The following is a 21,266-nucleotide window of genomic DNA, read 5'->3' as shown; positions in this document are numbered from 1 at the left end:
TATAAGGGAAAGGGTCCAGCGGCAGAAAAAAGTGCGGTCGTCAGGCAGGCTTGAGCCAGCTCTCGGCCAACGCGCCCCAATAGGCGGCGCCGGTCAGCAGGATGTCGTCGTTGAAGTCATAGGCGGGGTTATGCACCATCGGCCGCGACACGCCGTTGCCGATAAACAGGTAACTGCCGGGGCAGCGTTGCAGCATCCAGGCGAAGTCTTCACTGCCCATCAGCGTGCGAGTGTTGCCGTCCACCGCATCGGCGCCGAGCAAGGCCACACCGACCTGGCGAGCGAATTCGGTTTCTTCGCCATGGTTGACCAGCACCGGGTAGGCCGGACGGTGCTCGATCTGCACGGTGCAGCCGAAGCTGGCGGCCTGGGTGTTGATGATCGCGTTGACCCGCTCCAGCATCTGTTCGCGCACCTTGGGGTTGAGTGCACGCAGGCTCAGGCGCAGCAAGGCTTGCTGGGGAATCACGTTGGCGGCCTGGCCGGCTTGCAGCGCACCGACCGTAACCACGGCGGCTTCCTGGGTATCGATATTGCGCGCTACTACCGTCTGCAAGGCCATGACCATACTCGCCGCCGCCACCAGCGGATCCACCGTCAGATGCGGCATGGAACCGTGGCCGCCGACACCTTCCAGCGTCACCGTGAGCAAGTCTTGCGAGGCCATCATCGGCCCGACTCGCAAGCCCAGATGCCCAGCCGGCAAGCCCGGCATATTGTGCATGCCGAACAGGCCGTTACACGGGAAGCGCTCCAGCAAACCATCCGCCAACATCGCCTCGGCACCGCCCTGGCCTTCTTCGGCGGGTTGAAAAATCAGATTCAGGGTGCCGTCGAATTGCCGGGTCGCCGCCAGGTAGCGGGCAGCGCCGAGCAGCATGGTGGTGTGGCCGTCATGCCCGCAGGCGTGCATGCAACCGGCGTGCTGGCTGGTGTAGGCCGCACCGGTGTTTTCGATGATGGGCAAGGCGTCCATATCGGCACGAATACCCAGCGTGCGCGAACTGCTGCCATTGCGCAGCACCCCGACCACACCGGTCTTGCCGATGCCGGTATGCACCTCATACCCCCAATCCCGCAGGGACTGCGCGACCAGCGCTGAGGTGCGGTTCTCTTCAAAGCCGAGTTCGGGATGGGCGTGGATATCGTGGCGCACAGCGTGCAAGTCGCTGGCAACATCGCTGAGCCAATCCAGAATGTGCTGGTGTGGGCGCATGGTGATTCTCCTCACAGGCGGGTGGTCCCGTTCTTGTTGGCGACACATCGACAGCTAAGCGCGATGTGGGCGTGAGGACAATCAAAGGTGGTTCCACCCTGTGGAACCTCAAGGCCGGTTCTTTTTCCGAGAACCCACGCAGATAATCTAAATGTGGGAGCTGGCTTGCCTGCGATGACGGCGGCACAGGCACCAGTGATGTTGGCTGACCTGACGCTATCGCAGGCAAGCCAGCTCCCACAGGGGAATTTGGGTGTGTCAGGGGTTGAGGCGGCAGCCTTGACGGTCGCCCAACCACCGCGCCGTGTGCGTACGCCCTAAACCGCTTGTGGTGACTTCACTGCGTTCCGGCGAGTCAGTGAACGCACTGGTCGACACGTACTGCTTCACATACCCCAGGCAATACTGCGCCGGGTTGTTCTCCACATACCGACACGAGCAATACTCCTTGGCCGTGTACGCCGCGATGATGTCGGGGAAGGCTTGCAGGTTGACGCGCTCGTGCCACACCCAGCCCAATAGGACCAGCAACAGCAGTAGCAGCAGGCTGGTAAATGGCCGACGACGAATCATGACCGCACCGCCGCCAGCACGCGCTTGAGCAGTTCGTTGTGGCGGTAGCTGCCATCGCGGTCATCGCCGTAGCGCACGATCACCAAGTGCTCGTAGGGCAGTACAAACAGTGCCTGGCCCCAGTGCCCCAGCGCAGCAAAGGTGTCGGTCGGGGCGTCGGGCCAGGGTTGGGGCGTCCCCTTGTTGAGCCACCAGTGGCCGCCCGGTACCGCTTCATCCTGGCCGGCTTTGTATTTGTCGAAAGGCCGCCGATTGAAAGCCACCCACTCTTTGGGCAGCAACTGTTGCTCACCCCAGCGCCCATCCCGTGCCATCAGCAGCCCGACCCGCGCCAGATCGCGAGCAGTGAGGTAGGCGTAGGACGAGGCAACAAAGGTTTCGTCGGCATCGGTTTCCCACGTCGCGTTGCGAATGCCCAATGGCTTGAACAGCGCATCCCACGGATAGCTCATGTACGCCTGGTGGCCGAGCATCCCTTTAAGCGCAGCGGACAGAATATTGCTGTCGCCACTGGAATAACGGAACGCCTGGCCGGGCTCGGCGGCGGCTTCGGTATCGGCGGCAAATTGCGCCATATCGTCACGCCCACGGGTATAGAGCATCGCCACAACAGAAGACTTCAACGGGGCGTATTCATAGTCCTCCTGCCAATCCAGCCCCGAAGCCCAATGGAGCAAGTCGGCCATGCTCACCTTGGGGTGTTGCTTCATTGGCGGGTAAAAACGTGCGGCCGGGTCGGTGAGCTTGAAACGGTTTTCGCCGTAGGCCACGCCGAGCACAGTGGCCATCAGGCTTTTGCTCACCGACCAGGTCAGGTGCGGCGTGCTGGCGGTGGTTGGCGCGGCGTAGCGTTCGTAGATGATTTCGCCGTCACGAATGACCAGCAGCGCGTCGGTACGAATGCCTTTGCGGGTGGTGTCGTCACGGGTTGGGAAAGCATAGGCGTTCAGGGCATCGACAGCAGGACCTTCAAGTGACGTGCCCGTGGCCCATTCTTTTTCGGGCCAGGTTTCAGCGCGGACGGTAGCGGTAACTAAAAGCACAATAACGCACAGCAGGCCTCGGACCATGGGCACGAACTCAAGGGGGCATTCAAGCCCGCGAGCCTAGCGCAGACCAATGACAGATTTGCTACACGGGGGCTGTCACCCAACCGTCACCGTAAGTTCATGGAGATGACACCGAGGCTACATAGCCTGACTTTGGACAACAAAGTCGACTGGCCGCAACCTGGCCGGCACCCGGAGACTCGCTATGACTCAGATCGCCCGCATCAGCGACAAAGGCAATGAACGCCGTCTGCAAGCCGAACGCCTGGTGGGCGCCAAGGCCTTGCAGGAAGCCCAGGCCCTGCGGTTCAACGTGTTCAGCGGCGAGTTCAACGCCAAGCTGAAAGGCGCGGAACTGGGCCTGGACATGGATGACTATGATGTTCACTGCAGCCACATCGGCGTGCGGGACTTGAACAGCGGTCGACTCGTCGCCACCACCCGTCTGCTCGACCACCAGGCCGCCAGCACTTTGGGCCGGTTCTACAGCGAAGAAGAATTCAGCCTGCATGGCTTGCTGCACTTGCAAGGCCCGATCCTGGAAATCGGTCGCACCTGCGTCGACCCGGCTTACCGCAACGGCGGCACCATCGCGGTGCTCTGGGGCGAACTGGCCGAAGTGCTCAACCAGGGCAGCTACAGCTACCTGATGGGCTGCGCGAGCATCCCGATGCACGATGGCGGCATTCAGGCCCACGCAATCATGCAGCGCTTGCGCGAGCGCTACCTGTGCAACGAACACCTGCGCGCCGAGCCGAAAAAGCCACTGCCGGCCCTGGACTTGCCGTCCAACGTCATCGCCGAAATGCCACCGCTGCTCAAAGCTTATATGCGCCTGGGCGCGAAGATCTGCGGCGAGCCGTGCTGGGATGAAGACTTCCAGGTGGCCGATGTGTTCATCCTGCTCAAGCGCGATGAGTTGTGCCCGCGCTACGCGCGCCACTTCAAGGCGGCGATGTGATGAACCGCCTGCGCATCTACGGGCGCATAGCCCGCGTGCTGTTGGTGGTGGCGCTGGGCTTGAGCATGGCCAGTGTGTTTGGCCTGTTCGAACGTCTGGGCGTGGCCAATTCGATGGTGCGGCGCCAGCGTTGGTCGCGGTTCTTTATGGCGCGGTTGAGCAACGCCCTGCCCTTTCGCGTAACGGTGCACGGCGAGTTGCCGCAAGCGCCGATGCTGTGGGTGAGCAATCACGTGTCCTGGACCGACATTCCACTGCTGGGCATGGTCACGCCGCTGTCGTTTTTGTCCAAGGCCGAAGTCCGCACCTGGCCGGTAGCCGGCTGGCTGGCGGCCAAGGCCGGCAGTCTGTTCATTCGTCGTGGCGCGGGTGACAGCCAGTTGATCCGCAAACAGATGACCCGCCATCTGGAGCAACAGCACCCGCTGCTGATGTTCCCCGAGGGCACCACCACTGATGGACGCAGCTTGCGTACGTTTCACGGGCGTTTGCTGGCCAGTGCAATCGATGCGGATGTGTCGCTGCAACCGGTGGCGATTCGTTATTTGCGTGACGGTGGGGTTGATCCGCTGGCGCCGTTCATTGGCGATGACGATTTGCTCTCGCACCTGATGCGCTTGTTTTCCAACGACCAGGGCGATGTGCAGATTCATCTGCTCAAGCCGATTGCCTGCGCCGGGCAGGAACGCGCGGCATTGGCGTATCAGGCTCAGCAGGCGGTGCAAAAGGCGTTGTTTGGGCCGGTGCCGGAAGCTGAGCAAGTGGCTGCTCGACCTGCGTTCGCGGCATAAAGCGGGCACAGTCATATGTGGGAGGGGGCTTGCTCCCGATAGCAGTTGTTCAGTCAACATAGACAGTGACTGACACACCGCAATCGGGAGCAAGCCCCCTCCCACATTTAGACATCGGTGGTCAGTTGGATCTGTGCAAATCTCTGCAATTGGGGATAGAACACCCGGAAATCTTCACTTAACGGCTTATAAAGCTCGCGCAACTCGTGCATCGCAAATCCGAGTGCCTGCGGGTCAGTCAGCCGCCGCGAAATTCCACGCAGCACCTGCTCCATCACCGCGAACTCGCGATACGAACCCAGCCAGTCATCCGCCGCCATATACGGCGCAATCTGCGCCAGCCGCCCCGGTAACTCAGGTTCTGCCGCCAGCACGCGATACACCTGCGAGGTAAAACGCTCCAGGGGCTGCTCGGCATACAACGCCCAATCCCGCGCCAGGCAATGGTCAAAAAACACATCGAGCACGATCCCGGCATAGCGCCTGCGGGTCAGGCTGAAGCGCGACAACGCCTCGCCCACCAACGGGTGGCTATCGGTAAACCGGTCAATCGAACGGTGCAACTGGATCGCTGCTTCGATTTGCGGGCTGAACTGGCCCTGCAGGCGGCCTTTGACGAAGTCGCCATACAGGCTGCCCAGCAGTTGCGCAGGAAGTTGGCCGCCCAGGTGCAGATGTGCGAGATAATTCATGGCGCGCAGTCTATCACTGCCGCACTCATATCGTTATAACCCGATATACCGATTCGCTTTGGCCTCAGATCAAAATCATATTGGTATATCGAGATATGACGATTTAAAGTTCGCCTCATCGCGATATAACGCTTTACGACACCGAGCACCCTGCCATGTCCATCGACCTCGACGAAATAATAAAAGCCCTGGCGCACCCAGTACGACGAGACATCCTCACCTGGCTCAAAGACCCGAAAGTGCAATTCCCCGAGCAACTGCACAACCACGAATACGGCATCTGCGCCGGGCAGATCGACCAGCGCTGCGGCCTGTCCCAGTCGACCGTGTCGGCGCACCTGGCAACCTTGCAACGGGCGGGATTGATCAGCAGCCAGAAGGCCGGGCAATGGCACTTTTTCAAACGCAATGAGGAGACGATCCAAGCCTTTCTCACGGCGCTCATAACCGAACTCAGCGCACCGCAATAACCAAGGAAACGCAAATGCCCCTCTCGCTCCTCATACTGGCCCTGAGCGCCTTCGCCATCGGCACCACCGAGTTCGTCATCATGGGGCTGCTGCCCGATGTCGCGGCGGACCTGGGTGTGTCGATTCCCGGCGCCGGCTGGCTGGTCACCGGCTACGCCTTGGGCGTGGCCATCGGCGCGCCCTTCATGGCACTGGCCACCGCCAGGCTGCCACGCAAGGCCGCTCTGGTAGCGTTGATGGGCATCTTTATTGTCGGCAACCTCCTCTGCGCCCTGGCCAGTGACTACAACGTGCTGATGTTTGCCCGCGTCGTCACGGCGCTGTGCCACGGTGCCTTCTTCGGGATCGGTTCCGTGGTGGCGGCCAACCTGGTGCCGGCCAATAAACGCGCTTCTGCGGTGGCCTTGATGTTCACCGGTTTGACCCTGGCCAACGTGCTCGGCGTGCCGTTGGGCACTGCACTGGGTCAGGAAGCTGGCTGGCGCTCGACCTTTTGGGCAGTGACCGTGATTGGCGTGATCGCCTTGATCGGCCTGATCCGCTTCCTGCCGGCCAAGCGTGACGAAGAAAAACTCGACATGCGCGCCGAACTCGCTGCCCTCAAAGGCGCGGGTATCTGGTTGTCGCTGAGCATGACGGCGCTGTTCGCCGCCTCCATGTTCACCCTCTTTACCTACGTAGCCCCGCTGCTGGGCGATGTGACCGGCGTGTCGCCCAAAGGCGTGACCTGGACCCTGCTGTTGATCGGCCTGGGCCTCACGGTGGGCAACATCATCGGCGGCAAGCTGGCCGACAAACGCCTGGCGGCCACCCTGATCGGCGTGTTCATCAGCATGGCGGTGGTTTCCACGGTGTTGAGCTGGACCAGCGTTGCACTGATACCGACCGAAATCACCCTGTTCCTGTGGGCCACCGCCTCGTTTGCCGCCGTACCAGCGCTGCAGATCAACGTGGTGACCTTCGGCAAGGCCGCCCCCAACCTGGTGTCCACCCTGAACATCGGTGCCTTCAACATCGGTAACGCCCTCGGCGCCTGGGTCGGTGGCAGCGTGATTGCCCACGGCTTCGGCCTGACCAGCGTGCCCCTGGCCGCAGCAGCACTGGCGATTCTCGCGCTGCTGGTGACCCTGATTACCTTCCGCCAGAGCGGCGATGCCGACCTGGCCCCCGCGACCAACTGATCAACTTAAAGACAAAGGTGTTTTCCCATGACGACTATTTTCGATCCGATCACACTGGGCGACCTGGAACTGTCGAACCGCATCATCATGGCGCCACTGACCCGCTGCCGTGCCGATGCCGGCCGCGTGCCCAACGCGCTGATGGCCGAGTATTACGTGCAGCGCGCATCCGCCGGGCTGATCCTCAGCGAAGCCACCTCCGTGACGCCCATGGGCGTGGGCTACCCGGACACGCCGGGCATCTGGTCCAACGACCAGGTGCGCGGCTGGGCCAACATCACCAAGGCTGTGCATGGCGCGGGCGGCAAGATCTTCCTGCAACTGTGGCATGTGGGTCGCATCTCCCATGAGTCCTACCTGAACGGCGAAACCCCGGTGGCGCCAAGCGCGATCCAGCCTAAAGGCCACGTCAGCCTGGTGCGCCCACTGGCCGACTACCCTACCCCGCGCGCCCTGGAAACCGCTGAAATCGCCGACATCGTCGACGCTTACCGCGTGGGCGCCGAAAACGCCAAGGCCGCAGGCTTTGACGGCGTGGAAATCCACGGCGCCAACGGCTACCTGCTCGACCAGTTCCTGCAAAGCAGCACCAACCAGCGCACCGACCAATACGGCGGTTCCCTGGAAAACCGTGCGCGCCTGCTGCTGGAAGTCACCGACGCCGCCATCGAAGTATGGGGCGCCGGCCGCGTGGGCGTGCACCTGGCACCGCGTGGCGATGCGCACGACATGGGCGACGCCAACCTGGCCGAAACCTTCACCTACGTCGCCAGCAAACTGGGCAAGCGTGGCATCGCGTTCATCTGCTCCCGTGAAAAAGAAGGCGCGGACAGCCTCGGCCCACAACTGAAAAAAGCCTTCGGCGGCGTCTACATCGCCAACGAACGTTTCACCAAAGACAGCGCCAACGCCTGGCTGGCGGCGGGCAAAGCGGATGCGGTGGCCTTCGGTATTCCTTTCATCGCCAACCCGGACCTGCCGGCGCGCTTGAAGGCTGATGCGCCGTTGAACGAACCGCACCCAGAAACCTTCTATGGCAAAGGCCCGGTGGGTTACATCGACTACCCGACGCTGCCGATCTAACCTGATCCGCAAAACCAATGTGGGAGGGGGCTTGCCCCCGATAGCAGTGCTTCAGTCAACACATCAGTGACTGATCCACCGCTATCGGGGGCAAGCCCCCTCCCACATTTGCCTGTTTGTAGCGCCTGCGGAAACATTGCTTCACAGAACGGCAACAATATCGCTACAAAATACTTAGCCGGCTACCTATCAACGGCCCGCCAGCCCGTATATAAAGTCATCCCACAAATCAGGCAGGAGGACGATTGACCGTCCTTAGGCTTTACTGTTGACACAACTGGTCGCAATTACGCATTTTGTCTCAATTGCGCAGGCTGGGGCTCAGGCGCAGCATGTCCAGCCCTATATCAGCCCAACGCTCGGCGTCCTGATGCAATTGAAAACTGTCAGGCACCAGCAGCCACTGGCCGATCAAGCCGTGGATAAAGGCATGAATACACACGGCGCCGCGGGTGGTATCCAGCGTGGCTGGAAGTTGCCCGCGATGGACCGCGTTACGCAACGTCAAGCCGATGCGCAGGTTGCACTCAAGGGTGTGGGTCTGGCGTTGGCGGCGCATGTCACACATTTCATCGGTGAACTCGCACTTATGAAACAGAATCTCGTTGATGCGCCGGGTTTTCGGGTCCAGGGCCACTTCATGGTAGAGATGAATCAGCAGCTTGCGCATACAGCCCAGCGGGTCGGCTTCGTCCTCGCTTTCACTGGCCCGCGCCAGTTCGTCCAGGGGCTCGTGCAACGTGTCGAGCAGTGCCTGAAGCAAGTCGGACTTGTTGCTGAAGTGCCAGTAGATAGCCCCGCGCGTCACCCCTGCCAGCGTGGCGATGTCCGCCAGGGTGGTCCGCGCGACGCCGCGCTCATAAAAGGCTTGCTCGGCGGCTTGGAGAATCTGGCTGCGCGTTTCCTGAGCTTCCTCTTTGGTGCGACGAACCATGGCAGTAAAACCTCAATCGGGACACTGTGGATGGTACTTGACCATCATCTGAATAATTATGGGACGACGCCGTCATGGGCACCGAACGTACTAGAATCGAGGCTTGCGGCAGTGCTTTGTCAACAATGCGCCAAGCCTGTCAAGAGTTTACAAACAACCATGAACGTAAGTATATTGCGTAGCAAGCTACTTATCCACTCACGGCTTGTTTTTTACCCTTCCACACTTCTTGTGCGCACTCTGCGCGCCTGACCCGAGGATCTTCATGCAACTTAAGCCAGCTGTTACCGCTCTGGTCACTGCCGTCGCCCTGGCATCGCTGCTCAGCGGATGTAAAAAGGAAGAAGCGGCACCGCCCGCTCAAACCCCTCAGGTCGGCGTGGTCACCATTCAACCGCAAGCCTATACCCTGACCACCGAGCTGCCAGGCCGCACCACGGCCTTTCGCATCGCGGAAGTCCGGCCTCAGGTCAACGGCATCATTCTCAAGCGCCTGTTCAAGGAAGGCGCCGACGTGAAGGAAGGGCAACAGCTCTACCAGATCGACCCGTCGGTGTATGAGGCCACGCTGAAAAGCGCACAAGCCAGCCTGTCCCAGACCAAGTCCATCAGCGACCGCTACAAGCAGTTGGTCGATGAACAGGCCGTCAGCCGTCAGGAATACGACACCGCCGTCGCCAACCGCATGACCGCCGAAGCAAACGTTCAAACCGCCCAGATCAACGTGCGCTACACCAAAGTGTTTGCACCGATCTCCGGGCGCATTGGTCGTTCTTCGGTGACCGAAGGCGCACTGGTCAGCAATGGCCAGGCCGATGCCATGGCCGTGATTCAGCAACTGGACCCGATCTACGTCGACGTTACGCAGTCCTCGGCTGAAATGCTGAAACTGCGCCGCGACCTGGAAAGCGGCCAGCTGGAGAAGGCCGGCGAAAACGCAGCCAAGGTCAAGCTGACCCTGGAAGACGGCACGCCTTACGCCCAGGACGGCAAGCTGGAATTCTCCGAAGTGTCGGTCGACCAGACCACCGGTTCCGTGACCCTGCGTGCCGTGTTCCCCAACCCTGACCACGTGCTGCTGCCGGGCATGTTCGTACACGCCCAGTTGCTGGCCGGTGTGAACAGCAAGGCCATCCTGGCTCCGCAGCAAGGCGTGACCCGTGACCTGCGCGGCATTCCGACGGCGCTGATCGTGAACAAGGACAACAAGGTCGAGCAACGCGAACTGGTTGCCAACCGTACCGCGGGTGCCTACTGGCTGGTGGAAAAAGGCCTCAATGCCGGTGACCGCGTCATCACCGAAGGCTTGCAGTACGTCAAGCCGGGCGCCGAGGTGAAGGTCACGGAAGCCTCCAACGCTAAACCCGCAGGTACTGCTGCAGCGCCTGCTGCCGCTGCTGGTCAAGGGGAGTAATCCATGTCGAAATTTTTTATCGACCGTCCCATTTTCGCCTGGGTAATTGCCCTGGTGATCATGCTGGTCGGGGCACTCTCGATCCTGAAGTTGCCCATCAACCAATACCCGGCCATTGCGCCAACGGCCATTGATATCCAGGTGACCTACCCGGGCGCTTCCGCACAAACCGTGCAGGACACCGTGGTGCAGGTCATCGAGCAACAGCTCAACGGTATCGACAACCTGCGTTATGTTTCCTCGGACAGTAACTCCGACGGCAGCATGACCATCACCGTGACGTTCAACCAGGGTACCAACCCGGATATCGCCCAGGTTCAGGTACAGAACAAGCTGAACCTGGCCACCCCGCTGCTGCCGCAAGAAGTGCAGCAACAGGGTATCCGCGTCACCAAGTCGGTGAAGAACTTCCTGATGGTGATCGGTCTGGTGTCGGAAGACGGCAGCATGACCAAGGACGACCTCTCCAACTACATCGTGTCCAACATCCAGGACCCGATCTCCCGTACCGCGGGGGTGGGTGACTTCCAGGTGTTCGGTTCGCAGTACGCCATGCGTATCTGGCTCGACCCGGCCAAACTGAACAATTACCAGCTCACGCCAGTGGACGTCAGCAATGCCATCAAGGCCCAGAACGTGCAGGTGGCCACCGGCCAACTGGGCGGCCTGCCTGCGCTGCCCGGCACCCAACTGAACGCCACCATCATCGGCAAGACGCGCCTGCAAAGCACAGAGGAATTCGCCAAGATCCTGATGAAGGTGAACACCGACGGCTCCCAGGTTCGCCTAGGTGACGTCGCGCGTATCGAACTGGGCGGCCAGAACTACAGCATCAGTGCGCAGTTCAACGGCAAGCCGGCCTCGGGTATGGCAATCAAGCTGGCGGCCGGTGCCAACGCACTGGACACCGGCAAGGCCATCCGCGAAACAGTGAAGTCTCTGGAACCGTTCTTCCCGCCAGGCATGAAGGCGGTGGTGCCCTATGACACTACGCCGGTAGTGACCGAGTCGATCTCCGGCGTGGTTCACACCCTGGTCGAAGCGATCGTGCTGGTGTTCCTGGTGATGTTCCTGTTCCTGCAGAACTTCCGCGCCACCATCATCACCACCATGACCGTACCGGTGGTATTGCTGGGTACCTTCGGGATCCTGGCGGCGTGCGGCTTCACCATCAATACCCTGACCATGTTCGGCATGATCCTGGCCATCGGCTTGCTGGTGGACGATGCCATCGTCGTGGTGGAAAACGTCGAACGGGTCATGGCCGAGGAGCACCTGTCGCCCAAGGAAGCGACGATCAAGTCCATGGGCCAGATCCAGGGCGCCCTGGTGGGTATTGCCCTGGTACTGTCGGCGGTATTGCTGCCGATGGCGTTCTTCGGTGGCTCCACCGGTGTGATCTACCGCCAGTTCTCCATCACCATTGTTTCGGCGATGGCGTTGTCGGTACTGGTTGCCCTGATCTTCACCCCGGCCTTGTGCGCCACCATGCTCAAGCCGATCGATCCGGAAAAGCACGGCCAGCCCAAGCGCGGCTTCTTTGGCTGGTTCAACCGCACCTTCGACAGCGGCGTACTCAAGTACGAGCGCGGCGTGGGCAACATGATCAAGCACAAGATCCCGGCGTTTCTGGTGTATGTGCTGATTCTGGCCGGCATGATCTGGATGTTCACCCGTATTCCAAGCGCGTTCCTGCCAGAGGAAGACCAGGGTGTGATCTTCGCCCAGGTGCAGACACCAGTCGGTGCTTCGGCTGAGCGTACGCAAAAAGTCGTCGACGATATGCGTGCCTTCCTGCTGAACGACAAGGAAGGCGAGCCTGGCGAAGGCAAGTCGGTGAACTCGGTGTTTACCGTAAACGGCTTCAACTTCGCCGGCCGTGGCCAGAGCTCGGGCCTTGCGTTCGTGATGCTCAAGCCGTGGGACGAGCGTGACTCGACCCAATCGGTATTCGAAGTGGCCAAGCGTGCCCAGGGTTACTTCTTCGGGGCCTTCAAGGACGCCATGGTATTTGCCATCGTGCCGCCTTCGGTTCTGGAATTGGGTAACGCCACCGGTTTCGACGTGTTCCTGCAAGACCAGGGTGGCGTCGGCCACGACAAGCTGATGGCTGCACGTAACCAGTTCCTGGGTGCGGCGGCACAAAGCAAGGTGTTGGCGGGCGTACGTCCCAACGGCGTGAACGATGAGCCGCAGTACGAGCTGACCGTCGACGACGAGAAAGCCAGTGCCCAGGGCATCAGCCTTGCCGATATCCAGCAGACCCTGGCCATTGCCTTGGGTGGCAGCTACATCAACGACTTCATCGACCGTGGTCGTGTGAAGAAGGTGTATGTGCAAGGTGACGCCGCCAGCCGCATGTCGCCGGAAGACCTGGACAAATGGTACGTACGCAGCGGCGACGGAAAAATGGTGCCGCTGTCGGCCATCTCGTCGGGCCAGTGGATCTACGGTTCGCCCAAGCTTTCGCGATACAACGGTGTAGCGGCGATGGAAATCCTCGGTACCCCGGCACCAGGCTACAGTACCGGTGACGCGATGGCCGAAGTCGAACGCATTGCCAAAGAACTGCCGGCCGGTGTCGGCTATGCCTGGACCGGCCTGTCGTACGAAGAACGCCTGTCCGGCTCCCAGGCGCCAGCCCTGTACGCATTGTCGCTGCTGGTGGTGTTCCTGTGCCTGGCGGCACTGTACGAAAGCTGGTCGATCCCGATCGCGGTGATTCTGGTTGTGCCACTGGGTGTGATCGGTGCACTGATCGCTACCAGTATGCGGGGCTTGTCCAACGACGTGTTCTTCCAGGTGGGCTTGCTGGTGACGGTGGGCCTGGCGGCGAAAAACGCCATCCTGATCGTGGAATTCGCCAAAGAGCTGCACGAGCAAGGCAAAGGCATCGTCGAGGCGGCTATCGAAGCGTCCCGTATGCGTCTGCGCCCGATCATCATGACGTCCATGGCGTTCGTGCTCGGCGTACTGCCGCTGGCGATTTCCAGCGGTGCCGGCTCAGGCAGCCAGCACGCGATCGGTACCGGCGTGATCGGCGGTATGATCACCGCCACTGTGCTTGCCATTTTCTGGGTGCCACTGTTCTACGCAACCGTGTCCTCGGCCGGCGAACGCAAAAAGAAAGACACTACTGAAACTCCTAAAGAGGCTGGCCAATGAGCAAGTCGCTACTTTCCCTAGCCGTCACGGCATTCGTGCTCAGTGGCTGCTCGCTGATACCTGACTATCAGCGCCCCGATGCGCCGGTGGCTGCACAGTTCCCGCAGGGGCCGGCGTATTCGTCGGCCCAGGCGCCGAACCAGGCCGCTGCCGAGCAGGGCTGGAAGCAGTTTTTCCATGACCCTGCCCTGCAACAGCTGATCCAGACCGCGTTGGTGAACAACCGTGACCTGCGTGTCGCGGCCCTGAACATCGACGCCTATGCAGCGCAGTACCAGATCCAGCGTGCCGACCTGTTCCCGGCGGTATCGGCCACCGGTAACGGCAGCCGTTCGCGCACCCCGGCCAAGCTGTCACAGACCGGCGAATCGTCTATCGCCAGCCAGTACTCGGCGGGCCTGGGGATCAGCTCTTATGAGCTGGACCTGTTCGGTCGCGTGCGCAGCCTGAGTGAAGAAGCGCTGCAGAAGTACTTCGCCACTGAAGAAGCGCGGCGCAGTACCCAGATCAGCCTGGTGGCCAGCGTGGCCAATGCCTACCTGACCTGGCAGGCCGACAAGGAACTGCTCAAGCTGACCCAGGACACCCTGGGTGCGTTCGAGCAGAGCTTCAAGCTCACCTCGCGCAGCAACGAAGTCGGCGTGGCGTCGGCGCTGGACCTCAGCCAGGCACGCACCTCGGTGGAAAACGCCCGGGTGCAACTGGCACGTTATACGCGCCAGGTGGCTCAGGACGAAAACAGCCTGACCCTGTTGCTGGGCACCGGCCTGCCGGCGAATATCGCCAGCAAGCCGCTGTCCGATGACCTGCTCAGCGAAGTGCCTGCCGGCTTGCCGTCAGACCTGCTGCAACGTCGTCCCGACATTGTGCAGGCCGAGTACAACCTCAAGGCTGCCAATGCCAATATCGGCGCGGCCCGTGCGGCGTTCTTCCCGAGCATCAGCCTGACGGCCAGTGCCGGTACCGCCAGCCCAACACTGGGCGGCCTGTTCAAAGGCGGTTCGGGTACCTGGGCGTTTGCCCCGCAGATCAACATCCCGATCTTCAACGCCGGTAGCCTGCGCGCAAGCCTGGACTACTCGAAGATCCAGAAAGAGATCAACGTGGCCAACTACGAGAAAGCCATCCAGACCGGCTTCCAGGAAGTCTCCGACGGCCTCGCTGCGCGTCAGACCTACAAGCAGCAACTGGATGCCCAACGTGGCTTCGTCGAGGCTAACCAGGATTACTACCGCCTGGCCGAGCGTCGCTACCGCATTGGTGTCGACAGCAACCTGACTTTCCTCGACGCCCAGCGCCAACTGTTCAGTGCCCAGCAATCGCTGATCACCGACCGCCTGGCGCAGCTGACCAGCGAGGTCAACCTGTACAAGGCCCTCGGCGGTGGCTGGAATGAGCAGACCGCCAAGAACGAGCCGTTGAAAGAACAAGCACCGCCGTTGAAGTTGTTCTGATAGCGCGTGTGTAAGAAAACCGCTTCCCTTACCGGAAGCGGTTTTTTTATGCCTGGTTTTTTACCTCGCCAACTTGCGTTCGATCACCGCCCACAACCCGCCCTCCCCCACTTTCATCGCCCCCATACCGCCGCGCACCATGGCCGCCACCTGCATAAACCCAATAACAACAGGTCCAACACCATGAGCACTTTTCACCCGCGCCAGCTGTTGCTGGCTGCCGCTGTCGGCAGTCTTGCCGTTCCTGCAATCGCCGAAGAACACGGTTTTCTTGAAGATGCCAGCGCCAACCTCAACCTGCGTAACTTCTTCTTCAACCGCAATTACACCAACCCGACCAAGGCCCAGGGTGGCGCGCAGGAGTGGACGCAGAGTTTCATCCTCGACGCCAAGTCCGGCTTTACCCAAGGCACCGTGGGTTTTGGTGTGGATGTGCTGGGCCTGTACTCGCTCAAGCTTGATGGCGGGCGCGGCACGGGCGGCACCCAGTTGCTGCCGCTGGACCATGATGGCCGTCCGGCGGATGAGTTCGGGCGCCTGGGCGTGGCGTTCAAGGCGCGGTTTTCCAAGACAGAGCTGAAGGTAGGCGAATGGATGCCGGTGCTGCCGATCTTGCGTTCCGACGACGGCCGCTCCCTGCCGCAGACCCTGCGCGGCGGGCAGATCACCTCGAAGGAAATCGACGGCCTGACCCTGTATGGCGGCCAGTTCCGCGCCAACAGCCCGCGTGACGACGGCAGCATGAGCGACATGTCGATGTTCGGCAAAACCGCCTTCACTTCCGACCGTTTCAATTTCCAAGGTGCCGAGTACGCATTCAACGACAAGCGCACCCAGGTCGGCGTATGGAATGCCCAGCTCAAGGACATCTACAGCCAGCAGTATCTCAACCTGATCCACAGCCAGCCTGTCGGCGCCTGGACCCTCGGCGCCAACCTCGGGTTCTTCTACGGCAAGGACGATGGCAGCGCCCGCGCAGGTAACCTGGACAACAAAACCTGGTCCGGCTTGCTTTCTGCCAGGTACGGCGGCAATACCTTCTACGTTGGCCTGCAAAAACTCACCGGCAACAGCGCCTGGATGCGCGTCAACGGCACCAGTGGCGGCACCCTGGCCAACGACAGCTATAACTCCAGCTACGACAACGCCGAGGAAAAATCCTGGCAAGTGCGCCACGACTACAACTTTGCCGCCCTGGGCATTCCTGGCCTGACCCTGATGAACCGCTATATCAGCGGCAGCAACGTGCACACCGGCACTATCACCGACGGCAAGGAGTGGGGCCGCGAAAGTGAAGTGGGCTACACCGTGCAGAGCGGCGGCCTGAAAAACCTCACGGTGCGCTGGCGTAATTCGAGCATGCGCCGCGACTACAGCAACAACGAATTCGACGAAAACCGGTTGATCGTCAGCTACCCCATCAGTCTGCTGTAAACCGGCGCCGGACTTGCTGTATGGTGCGCGCCTGCCGCTGCTGATCCCCCCAGCAGCGGCCTTTATCGAGCCTGCGTACCTGATGAAACCCTTTGCCGCAGCGAGCGTAGTGTTTGCCTTGGCCCTGAGCCTGAGTGGCTGCATCGGCGCGCCCATTGCCCTGACACCGGCAACCCAGCAACGCTTGCAAGCCCAGGCGCCGATCCGCTTTCTGCTGACCTTCGATGACGGCCCCAGCGCCTCGGGCTACAACAACCCGAGCCGTTCGGTCGTGGCGGATCTGGCGAATAACCCGGTATTGCCGGGGATCAAGGCGGTGTTCTTCTCTCAGACCGAAGCCGCTCGCTCCGGCGGCAGTTCTCGCGGGCGCAAGACCATGGAACGTGAATTCGCCGCTGGCCATGTACTGGCCTTCCACACGGCGACGGCGTTTCATACCAATCACCGCTGGCTGAACGATGCAGAGCTGGAACGCACCCTTACCGAAGGTGCGGCAGACATTGCCGCCATCACCGGCACGCCGCCCATGCTGGTACGCCCACCGTTCTGGAACTACGACCGCCGTACCTTCGCCGCCTACCAGCGGCATGGCATGCACGTACTGCTGACGGACCTCAGCGCCAATGACGGCAAGATCTGGGGCTTCAACGCCAGCCCGCGCCGGCGGGCCAATTTGTATCGGCAGCTGTCGGTCGTGCGTGAGCGCATCGCGCTGGGTGAACTGCCGATGGTGGAAGGCGTGATACCGGTGGTAGTGACCTTCCATGACATCAACCGCTACACCGCCCGGCATATGCAGGAATACATGCAGATCCTGATGGACAGCGCGCGAATCAACGGAGTGAAGACCGCTGCCGAGCCGTTCTACACCGACACTGCCATGCTGGAACGCGCAGCACTGGCACGCACCGTGAAGGATGTGAATGAAGAGGCCCATCTGCCGGGTGTATGGAACTGGATATGGGATGCGGACTCACACTGAAAGCTACAAACAGTTACAACAGTAAGATGTTTAAGTCAGACAGGTAGTCCCATCCTGCCCCACCACGCCCACCTTATTAACCACCCACTGACCATAAGCCCTTTGAATACGTAGGAAAGTGAAACAAGTGGCGTTGGAACTCAGTACTCCTTCCCGCCCACTATCGGATCAGTAGTTCGCAAGACTTACCGCGCACTGCCCAACCTTCTCACACTTGCCAACCTTTAAAAGGACTTAGTCATGTTGACAACTCCCTTACAGAACAACTATTCGCACAGCCTTTACAACCCTAACTCCTCGATGGATAAACCCGTCAATTCCGCAGCTACGGCTCCAGCACAACAGCCCATCGAATCAAACCCCATCACCGAAGTACCACGCGCCCTCACCAGTACCCCGACCACTCACACGTACGATAACGGCAACGTCAAGATCACCTCGGCAACGGCTCATGAAGGCAGTTTTCACGGCGTTCCCATGCTGCGCAACAAAGTCACCATCGAAACCGGTAATAGTGCAGACAACGTTCACCTCAAGAGTCTTCCGGACATTGGGGTCGTCGCAGAAATAAACGGCAGGCGATACCTGTTACCGGTTCAGAATGCTGGCGGCACGACCGAGACCGTGGAAATAAAAACCAGGGGTGGCGATGACCACGTCACGATTGCAGACGACATCTGGTTCCAAACCACTGTGAGTCTTAACGACAACCACACGGTTTCCGGGACCAATGGGTATACCTCCGCCCCCGAGTCAGCGGGCGTGAAAACATTCTCGCAACCCGGAATCATCGCCATTGCACCTCACCTGCAAAAAGGCGCCGAGTTCAAACATGACGAGACCACCTTCAAGTTCTCGCCAAACGCCAACCCAAGGCAGTTCGGCGACGGCGTCATGCAAATAACCGCCGGCAGCGGCAATGACACTATTCGTATCAGCGCAGCAGAAGACAATTCATTGTTAGCTGAAGTGAATGGGCAACAATTCCTCCTGCCTATTAAAAACGATCCAGCAGGTGGTTCCAGGCTGTTCATTCAAGCCGGAGACGGAGACGATAAAGTCACCATCGACTCTAATGTAAAGAACTATGCCTTTATCAACATGGGCGAGGGTAAAGCAGGCACTTTGTACAGTGGCGGCGGGTTCGTTTCGGGTGAAGAAGAGCCCAATTTGAGGCAGCGCTATACCACGCAAAACTACAAACCTGTCGGGACCAGTGCCTGAACCCCACGCTGGCGTAATCTCATGAATACTGCCCGCCCGATGATCACGGGCGGGTCTTCTCGCCAATTACGCGCGCGATTCAACCCCGAGCTCATCCCACACCGACTCGGCCAAGTGAAACGTCGCATTCGCCGCCGGTATTCCGCAATAGATCGCACTCTGCATCAGCACTTCCTTGATCTCGGCGCGGGTCACACCATTGCTGGCGGCCGCACGCAGGTGCAGCTTGAGCTCTTCACTGCGGTTCATGCCGATCAACATGGCGATGGTGATCAGGCTGCGGGTATGCCGAGGCAGCCCGGGGCGCGTCCAGATATCGCCCCAGGCATGGCGCGTGATCATTTCCTGGAACTCGCTGTTGAACTCGGTGAGGGCATTAAGGCTGCGGTCGACATGAGCATCGCCCAGCACTTCGCGGCGCACCTGCAGGCCATCGGCGTAACGTTGTTTCTCGTCCACAAAACGCTCCTCAGCGAGCCAGCAGAAAGTTGATCACGCGGTCGCTGAAGGCAGCGCCGGCTTGCACGTTGGACAGGTGCGCCGCATAGAACTCGGCGTATTCGGCGCCCTGCACATGGTGCTGGATAAAGTGGCTGCCAGCCGGCGGTGTCACCGCATCTTCAGTGCCGGCAATCACCAGGGTCGGCACCTTGATCAACGACAGTTGCTCACGAAAATCCGCGTCGCGCACGGCGCCGCAATTGGCGGCGTAGCCCTCGGGCGATGTGGCCGCGAGCATGTCAGTGATCTGCTTGGCCTGGTGCGGGTTGGCCGCAGCGAAATCCGCGGTAAACCAGCGCGCAATCGAAGCATCGCGTAGCGCCACCATCGCAGCGGCGCCGTCACGCAGGACCATTTCGATGCGCGGGTTCCAAACCTCAGGCGTGCCGATCTTGGCGGCGGTATTGCACACCACCAGACGCCGCAAACGCTCGCCGGCGTGGATGCCCAGCCATTGGCCGATCAAGCCGCCCATGGACAGGCCGCAAAAATGCGCGCGCTGGATATCCAGCGCATCCAGCAACGCAAGCACGTCTCGCCCCAGTTGTTCGATGCTGTACGGCCCCTCGGTGACCAGGGATTTGCCGTGACCGCGGGTATCGAAACGCAACACGCGAAAATGCTCGGTGAACGCCGGAATCTGCACGTCCCACATATGCAGGTCGGTGCCCAGGGAGTTGGACAGTACCAGCACCGGTGCATCCCCCGGCCCGTCCAATTGGTAATGCAATTCGCCCTCGGCGAGTTGTACAAAAGCCACAGCGGTCTCCTCAGGCAGTCAAAGCAAAGTGTTCAGTCACGGCACGCGTGACCCAGGTCTGGGCCTGGCCCAGGTAATGAGCCGGGTCGAGCAGCCGGTCCAGTTCAGCCGCTGACAACTCGGCAGTCACCTGGGACTCATCCGCCAGCACGGCGCGCAAGTGACGTTGCTCGGCCACGGCGCGTTTGCAGCATTGCTCCAGCAGGTGGTGTGCGGTATCGCGGCCCAGGCGTTGGGCAAGCACGATGCTGACTGCTTCAGCCAACACCAGGCCCTGGGTCAGGTCGAGATTCTGCGCCATGCGCGCGGTATCGACCTCCAGCCCTTCACTCACCAGCAGCGCCTGTTGCAAGGCGCCGGACACCAGGCGGCAAATCTCTGGCAAGGTTTCCCATTCGGCGTGCCACAGGCCCAGGCTGCGTTCGTGCTCCTGGGGCATGGCGCTGAACATGGTCGCCACCAGGCCCGGCACGCGGGTGGCAGCGCAGATCAATACGGCGGCGCCTACGGGGTTGCGTTTGTGCGGCATGGTCGATGAACCGCCCTTGCCCGGCGCGGCGGGCTCAAACACCTCTGCCGCCTCGGTTTGCATCAACAGGCTGATATCGCGCCCCAGTTTGCCGAGGCTGCCGGCGATCAGACCGAGCACGCTGGCAAATTCCACCAGGCGATCGCGCTGGGTGTGCCAGGGCTGCTCCGGCAAGCCCAGTTGCAACTCGGCGGCCAAGGCTTCGGCAACAGGCATGGCGTGTTCGCCGAGCGCAGCCAAGGTGCCGGACGCACCGCCGAATTGCAGCACCAACAGGCGCGGTTTCAATTCGGCAAGGCGCTGACGACTGCGTGTCACGGCGCCCAGCCAACCGGCGATTTTCATGCCCAGGGTGACCGGTGTCGCGTGCTGCAGCCAGGTGCGGCCAGCCAACGGCACGGCGGCGTGGCGCTGCGCCTGGGCAGCCAGCACGTCCCCCAGGCGCGCCAAATCCGCCTCGATCAGCGCCAGCGCCTGACGCACTTGCAGCACCAGGCCGGTGTCCATCACATCTTGACTGGTCGCGCCCAGATGCACATAACGCTCGGCGTCGGCATCTTCGCTGGCGATCAACTTACCCAGCGCCTTCACCACTGGAATCGCGGAATTACCCGCCGTGGCAATGGCCGCGCCAAGCGCATCGACGTCATACAGCGAAGCCAGGCACGCCTGGGCAATCGGCGCGACGGCAGCCTGGGGAATCAACCCGACCCGAGCCTGGGCCCGGGCCAGCGCCGCCTCGAAATCCAGCATGCCCTGCAAGCGTCCCTGGTCACAGAACACTTCGGCCATGCTGGCGGCGGTGAAGTAAGCGTCGAACAGTTGATTGCTCGTGCGCAGCGTCATAACTCAT

At 61.0% G+C, this 21,266-nt stretch carries 19 protein-coding genes; 11 read left to right on the top strand and 8 right to left on the bottom strand.

Features of this window, described 5'->3' with window-relative positions:
* Window positions 1-40 precede the first annotated feature (40 nt).
* The 3 genes from E4P00_RS00855 to E4P00_RS00845 all read right to left on the bottom strand — a co-directional run bounded on the left by E4P00_RS00855 (window position 41) and on the right by E4P00_RS00845 (window position 2,859).
* The gene (locus tag E4P00_RS00855) at window positions 41-1,216 is read right to left on the bottom strand and encodes a M20 aminoacylase family protein (protein ID WP_248130497.1); all 1,176 of its coding nucleotides are present in this window, start codon (window positions 1,214-1,216) and stop codon (window positions 41-43) included.
* 258 nt (window positions 1,217-1,474) lie between these two features.
* Window positions 1,475-1,789, bottom strand: a complete 315-nt coding sequence (locus E4P00_RS00850; protein WP_078820511.1) for an amidase — start codon at window positions 1,787-1,789, stop codon at window positions 1,475-1,477.
* Window positions 1,786-2,859, bottom strand: coding sequence for a serine hydrolase (locus E4P00_RS00845; protein WP_248130496.1), 1,074 nt, complete (start codon window positions 2,857-2,859; stop codon window positions 1,786-1,788). Before E4P00_RS00845 ends, E4P00_RS00850 begins: the two co-directional genes overlap by 4 nt.
* A 184-nt stretch (window positions 2,860-3,043) precedes the next feature.
* Between E4P00_RS00845 and olsB the strand changes: the two genes are divergently transcribed.
* A complete protein-coding gene (gene olsB / locus E4P00_RS00840; RefSeq protein WP_005785912.1) occupies window positions 3,044-3,799 on the top strand; it encodes an L-ornithine N(alpha)-acyltransferase in 756 nt (251 codons plus the stop codon).
* Window positions 3,799-4,590, top strand: a complete 792-nt coding sequence (locus tag E4P00_RS00835) for a lysophospholipid acyltransferase family protein (RefSeq protein WP_032877310.1) — start codon at window positions 3,799-3,801, stop codon at window positions 4,588-4,590. Before olsB ends, E4P00_RS00835 begins: the two co-directional genes overlap by 1 nt.
* Window positions 4,591-4,697: 107 nt before the next feature.
* On the opposite strand, the gene E4P00_RS00830 is transcribed toward E4P00_RS00835, so the two are convergent.
* Window positions 4,698-5,282, bottom strand: coding sequence for an ACP phosphodiesterase (locus E4P00_RS00830; protein WP_032877311.1), 585 nt, complete (start codon window positions 5,280-5,282; stop codon window positions 4,698-4,700).
* A gap of 155 nt (window positions 5,283-5,437) precedes the next feature.
* Here E4P00_RS00830 and E4P00_RS00825 point away from each other — a divergent pair, with 155 nt between their 5' ends.
* The 3 genes from E4P00_RS00825 to E4P00_RS00815 are packed head-to-tail and all read left to right on the top strand — an operon-like array spanning window position 5,438 to window position 8,016.
* Window positions 5,438-5,752 carry a helix-turn-helix transcriptional regulator gene (locus tag E4P00_RS00825; RefSeq protein WP_032877312.1) on the top strand — a complete coding sequence of 105 codons (315 nt, stop codon included), beginning with the start codon at window positions 5,438-5,440 and terminating at the stop codon, window positions 5,750-5,752.
* A gap of 14 nt (window positions 5,753-5,766) precedes the next feature.
* A complete protein-coding gene (locus E4P00_RS00820) occupies window positions 5,767-6,933 on the top strand; it encodes an MFS transporter (protein ID WP_005785906.1) in 1,167 nt (388 codons plus the stop codon).
* A 27-nt stretch (window positions 6,934-6,960) separates the two neighbouring features.
* Complete coding sequence (locus E4P00_RS00815) at window positions 6,961-8,016, top strand: alkene reductase (protein ID WP_248130495.1); 1,056 nt, start codon at window positions 6,961-6,963, stop codon at window positions 8,014-8,016.
* Between the two features lie 301 nt (window positions 8,017-8,317).
* Here the strand turns inward: E4P00_RS00815 and E4P00_RS00810 are convergent, their stop codons facing one another.
* Window positions 8,318-8,950, bottom strand: a complete 633-nt coding sequence (locus tag E4P00_RS00810) for a TetR family transcriptional regulator (protein ID WP_005785903.1) — start codon at window positions 8,948-8,950, stop codon at window positions 8,318-8,320.
* A 265-nt stretch (window positions 8,951-9,215) separates the two neighbouring features.
* Between E4P00_RS00810 and E4P00_RS00805 the strand changes: the two genes are divergently transcribed.
* From E4P00_RS00805 to E4P00_RS00780, 6 genes are all read left to right on the top strand, one after another.
* A complete protein-coding gene (locus tag E4P00_RS00805) occupies window positions 9,216-10,364 on the top strand; it encodes an efflux RND transporter periplasmic adaptor subunit (protein WP_078820508.1) in 1,149 nt (382 codons plus the stop codon).
* Between the two features lie 3 nt (window positions 10,365-10,367).
* Complete coding sequence (locus tag E4P00_RS00800; protein ID WP_032877315.1) at window positions 10,368-13,529, top strand: efflux RND transporter permease subunit; 3,162 nt, start codon at window positions 10,368-10,370, stop codon at window positions 13,527-13,529.
* Window positions 13,526-14,983, top strand: a complete 1,458-nt coding sequence (gene adeC, locus E4P00_RS00795; protein WP_032877316.1) for an AdeC/AdeK/OprM family multidrug efflux complex outer membrane factor — start codon at window positions 13,526-13,528, stop codon at window positions 14,981-14,983. The genes E4P00_RS00800 and adeC overlap by 4 nt, the downstream gene beginning before the upstream one ends.
* Before the next feature lie 183 nt (window positions 14,984-15,166).
* Window positions 15,167-16,417, top strand: coding sequence for an OprD family porin (locus E4P00_RS00790; protein WP_032877317.1), 1,251 nt, complete (start codon window positions 15,167-15,169; stop codon window positions 16,415-16,417).
* Between the two features lie 82 nt (window positions 16,418-16,499).
* Window positions 16,500-17,399 (top strand): polysaccharide deacetylase family protein, encoded by a 900-nt coding sequence (locus E4P00_RS00785; RefSeq protein WP_216092230.1) that lies wholly within the window; start codon window positions 16,500-16,502, stop codon window positions 17,397-17,399.
* 240 nt (window positions 17,400-17,639) lie between these two features.
* A complete protein-coding gene (locus E4P00_RS00780) occupies window positions 17,640-18,623 on the top strand; it encodes a hypothetical protein (protein ID WP_248130494.1) in 984 nt (327 codons plus the stop codon).
* A 66-nt stretch (window positions 18,624-18,689) separates the two neighbouring features.
* On the opposite strand, the gene pcaC is transcribed toward E4P00_RS00780, so the two are convergent.
* Genes pcaC through E4P00_RS00765 form a run of 3 tightly spaced genes read right to left on the bottom strand, consistent with a single transcriptional unit; the run spans window position 18,690 to window position 21,259 of the window.
* Entirely contained in the window at window positions 18,690-19,082 is a 393-nt protein-coding gene (gene pcaC, locus E4P00_RS00775; protein ID WP_005785883.1) for a 4-carboxymuconolactone decarboxylase, read from the bottom strand.
* 10 nt (window positions 19,083-19,092) lie between these two features.
* Complete coding sequence (gene pcaD, locus E4P00_RS00770; RefSeq protein ID WP_216090855.1) at window positions 19,093-19,884, bottom strand: 3-oxoadipate enol-lactonase; 792 nt, start codon at window positions 19,882-19,884, stop codon at window positions 19,093-19,095.
* 10 nt (window positions 19,885-19,894) lie between these two features.
* On the bottom strand, window positions 19,895-21,259 hold the full coding sequence (locus E4P00_RS00765; protein WP_248130493.1) for a 3-carboxy-cis,cis-muconate cycloisomerase: 1,365 nt from the start codon (window positions 21,257-21,259) through the stop codon (window positions 19,895-19,897).
* Window positions 21,260-21,266 lie beyond the last annotated feature (7 nt).

The organism is Pseudomonas sp. B329, from assembly GCF_023127835.1.
Lineage (GTDB): Bacteria > Pseudomonadota > Gammaproteobacteria > Pseudomonadales > Pseudomonadaceae > Aquipseudomonas > Aquipseudomonas synxantha_A.
The sequence above is the reverse complement of the archived record's forward strand: the minus strand, read 5'-3'. Positions and strand labels throughout refer to the sequence as shown.

Bases quoted from the DNA above. Each gene is read 5' to 3' on its own strand.
- E4P00_RS00855 (WP_248130497.1), bottom strand. From the start codon at position 1,216: ATGCGCCCACACCAGCACATTCTGGATTGGCTCAGCGATGTTGCCAGC.
- E4P00_RS00850 (WP_078820511.1), bottom strand. From the start codon at position 1,789: ATGATTCGTCGTCGGCCATTTACCAGCCTGCTGCTACTGCTGTTGCTG.
- E4P00_RS00845 (WP_248130496.1), bottom strand. From the start codon at position 2,859: ATGGTCCGAGGCCTGCTGTGCGTTATTGTGCTTTTAGTTACCGCTACC.
- olsB (WP_005785912.1), top strand. From the start codon at position 3,044: ATGACTCAGATCGCCCGCATCAGCGACAAAGGCAATGAACGCCGTCTG.
- E4P00_RS00835 (WP_032877310.1), top strand. From the start codon at position 3,799: ATGAACCGCCTGCGCATCTACGGGCGCATAGCCCGCGTGCTGTTGGTG.
- E4P00_RS00830 (WP_032877311.1), bottom strand. From the start codon at position 5,282: ATGAATTATCTCGCACATCTGCACCTGGGCGGCCAACTTCCTGCGCAA.
- E4P00_RS00825 (WP_032877312.1), top strand. From the start codon at position 5,438: ATGTCCATCGACCTCGACGAAATAATAAAAGCCCTGGCGCACCCAGTA.
- E4P00_RS00820 (WP_005785906.1), top strand. From the start codon at position 5,767: ATGCCCCTCTCGCTCCTCATACTGGCCCTGAGCGCCTTCGCCATCGGC.
- E4P00_RS00815 (WP_248130495.1), top strand. From the start codon at position 6,961: ATGACGACTATTTTCGATCCGATCACACTGGGCGACCTGGAACTGTCG.
- E4P00_RS00810 (WP_005785903.1), bottom strand. From the start codon at position 8,950: ATGGTTCGTCGCACCAAAGAGGAAGCTCAGGAAACGCGCAGCCAGATT.
- E4P00_RS00805 (WP_078820508.1), top strand. From the start codon at position 9,216: ATGCAACTTAAGCCAGCTGTTACCGCTCTGGTCACTGCCGTCGCCCTG.
- E4P00_RS00800 (WP_032877315.1), top strand. From the start codon at position 10,368: ATGTCGAAATTTTTTATCGACCGTCCCATTTTCGCCTGGGTAATTGCC.
- adeC (WP_032877316.1), top strand. From the start codon at position 13,526: ATGAGCAAGTCGCTACTTTCCCTAGCCGTCACGGCATTCGTGCTCAGT.
- E4P00_RS00790 (WP_032877317.1), top strand. From the start codon at position 15,167: ATGAGCACTTTTCACCCGCGCCAGCTGTTGCTGGCTGCCGCTGTCGGC.
- E4P00_RS00785 (WP_216092230.1), top strand. From the start codon at position 16,500: ATGAAACCCTTTGCCGCAGCGAGCGTAGTGTTTGCCTTGGCCCTGAGC.
- E4P00_RS00780 (WP_248130494.1), top strand. From the start codon at position 17,640: ATGTTGACAACTCCCTTACAGAACAACTATTCGCACAGCCTTTACAAC.
- E4P00_RS00765 (WP_248130493.1), bottom strand. From the start codon at position 21,259: ATGACGCTGCGCACGAGCAATCAACTGTTCGACGCTTACTTCACCGCC.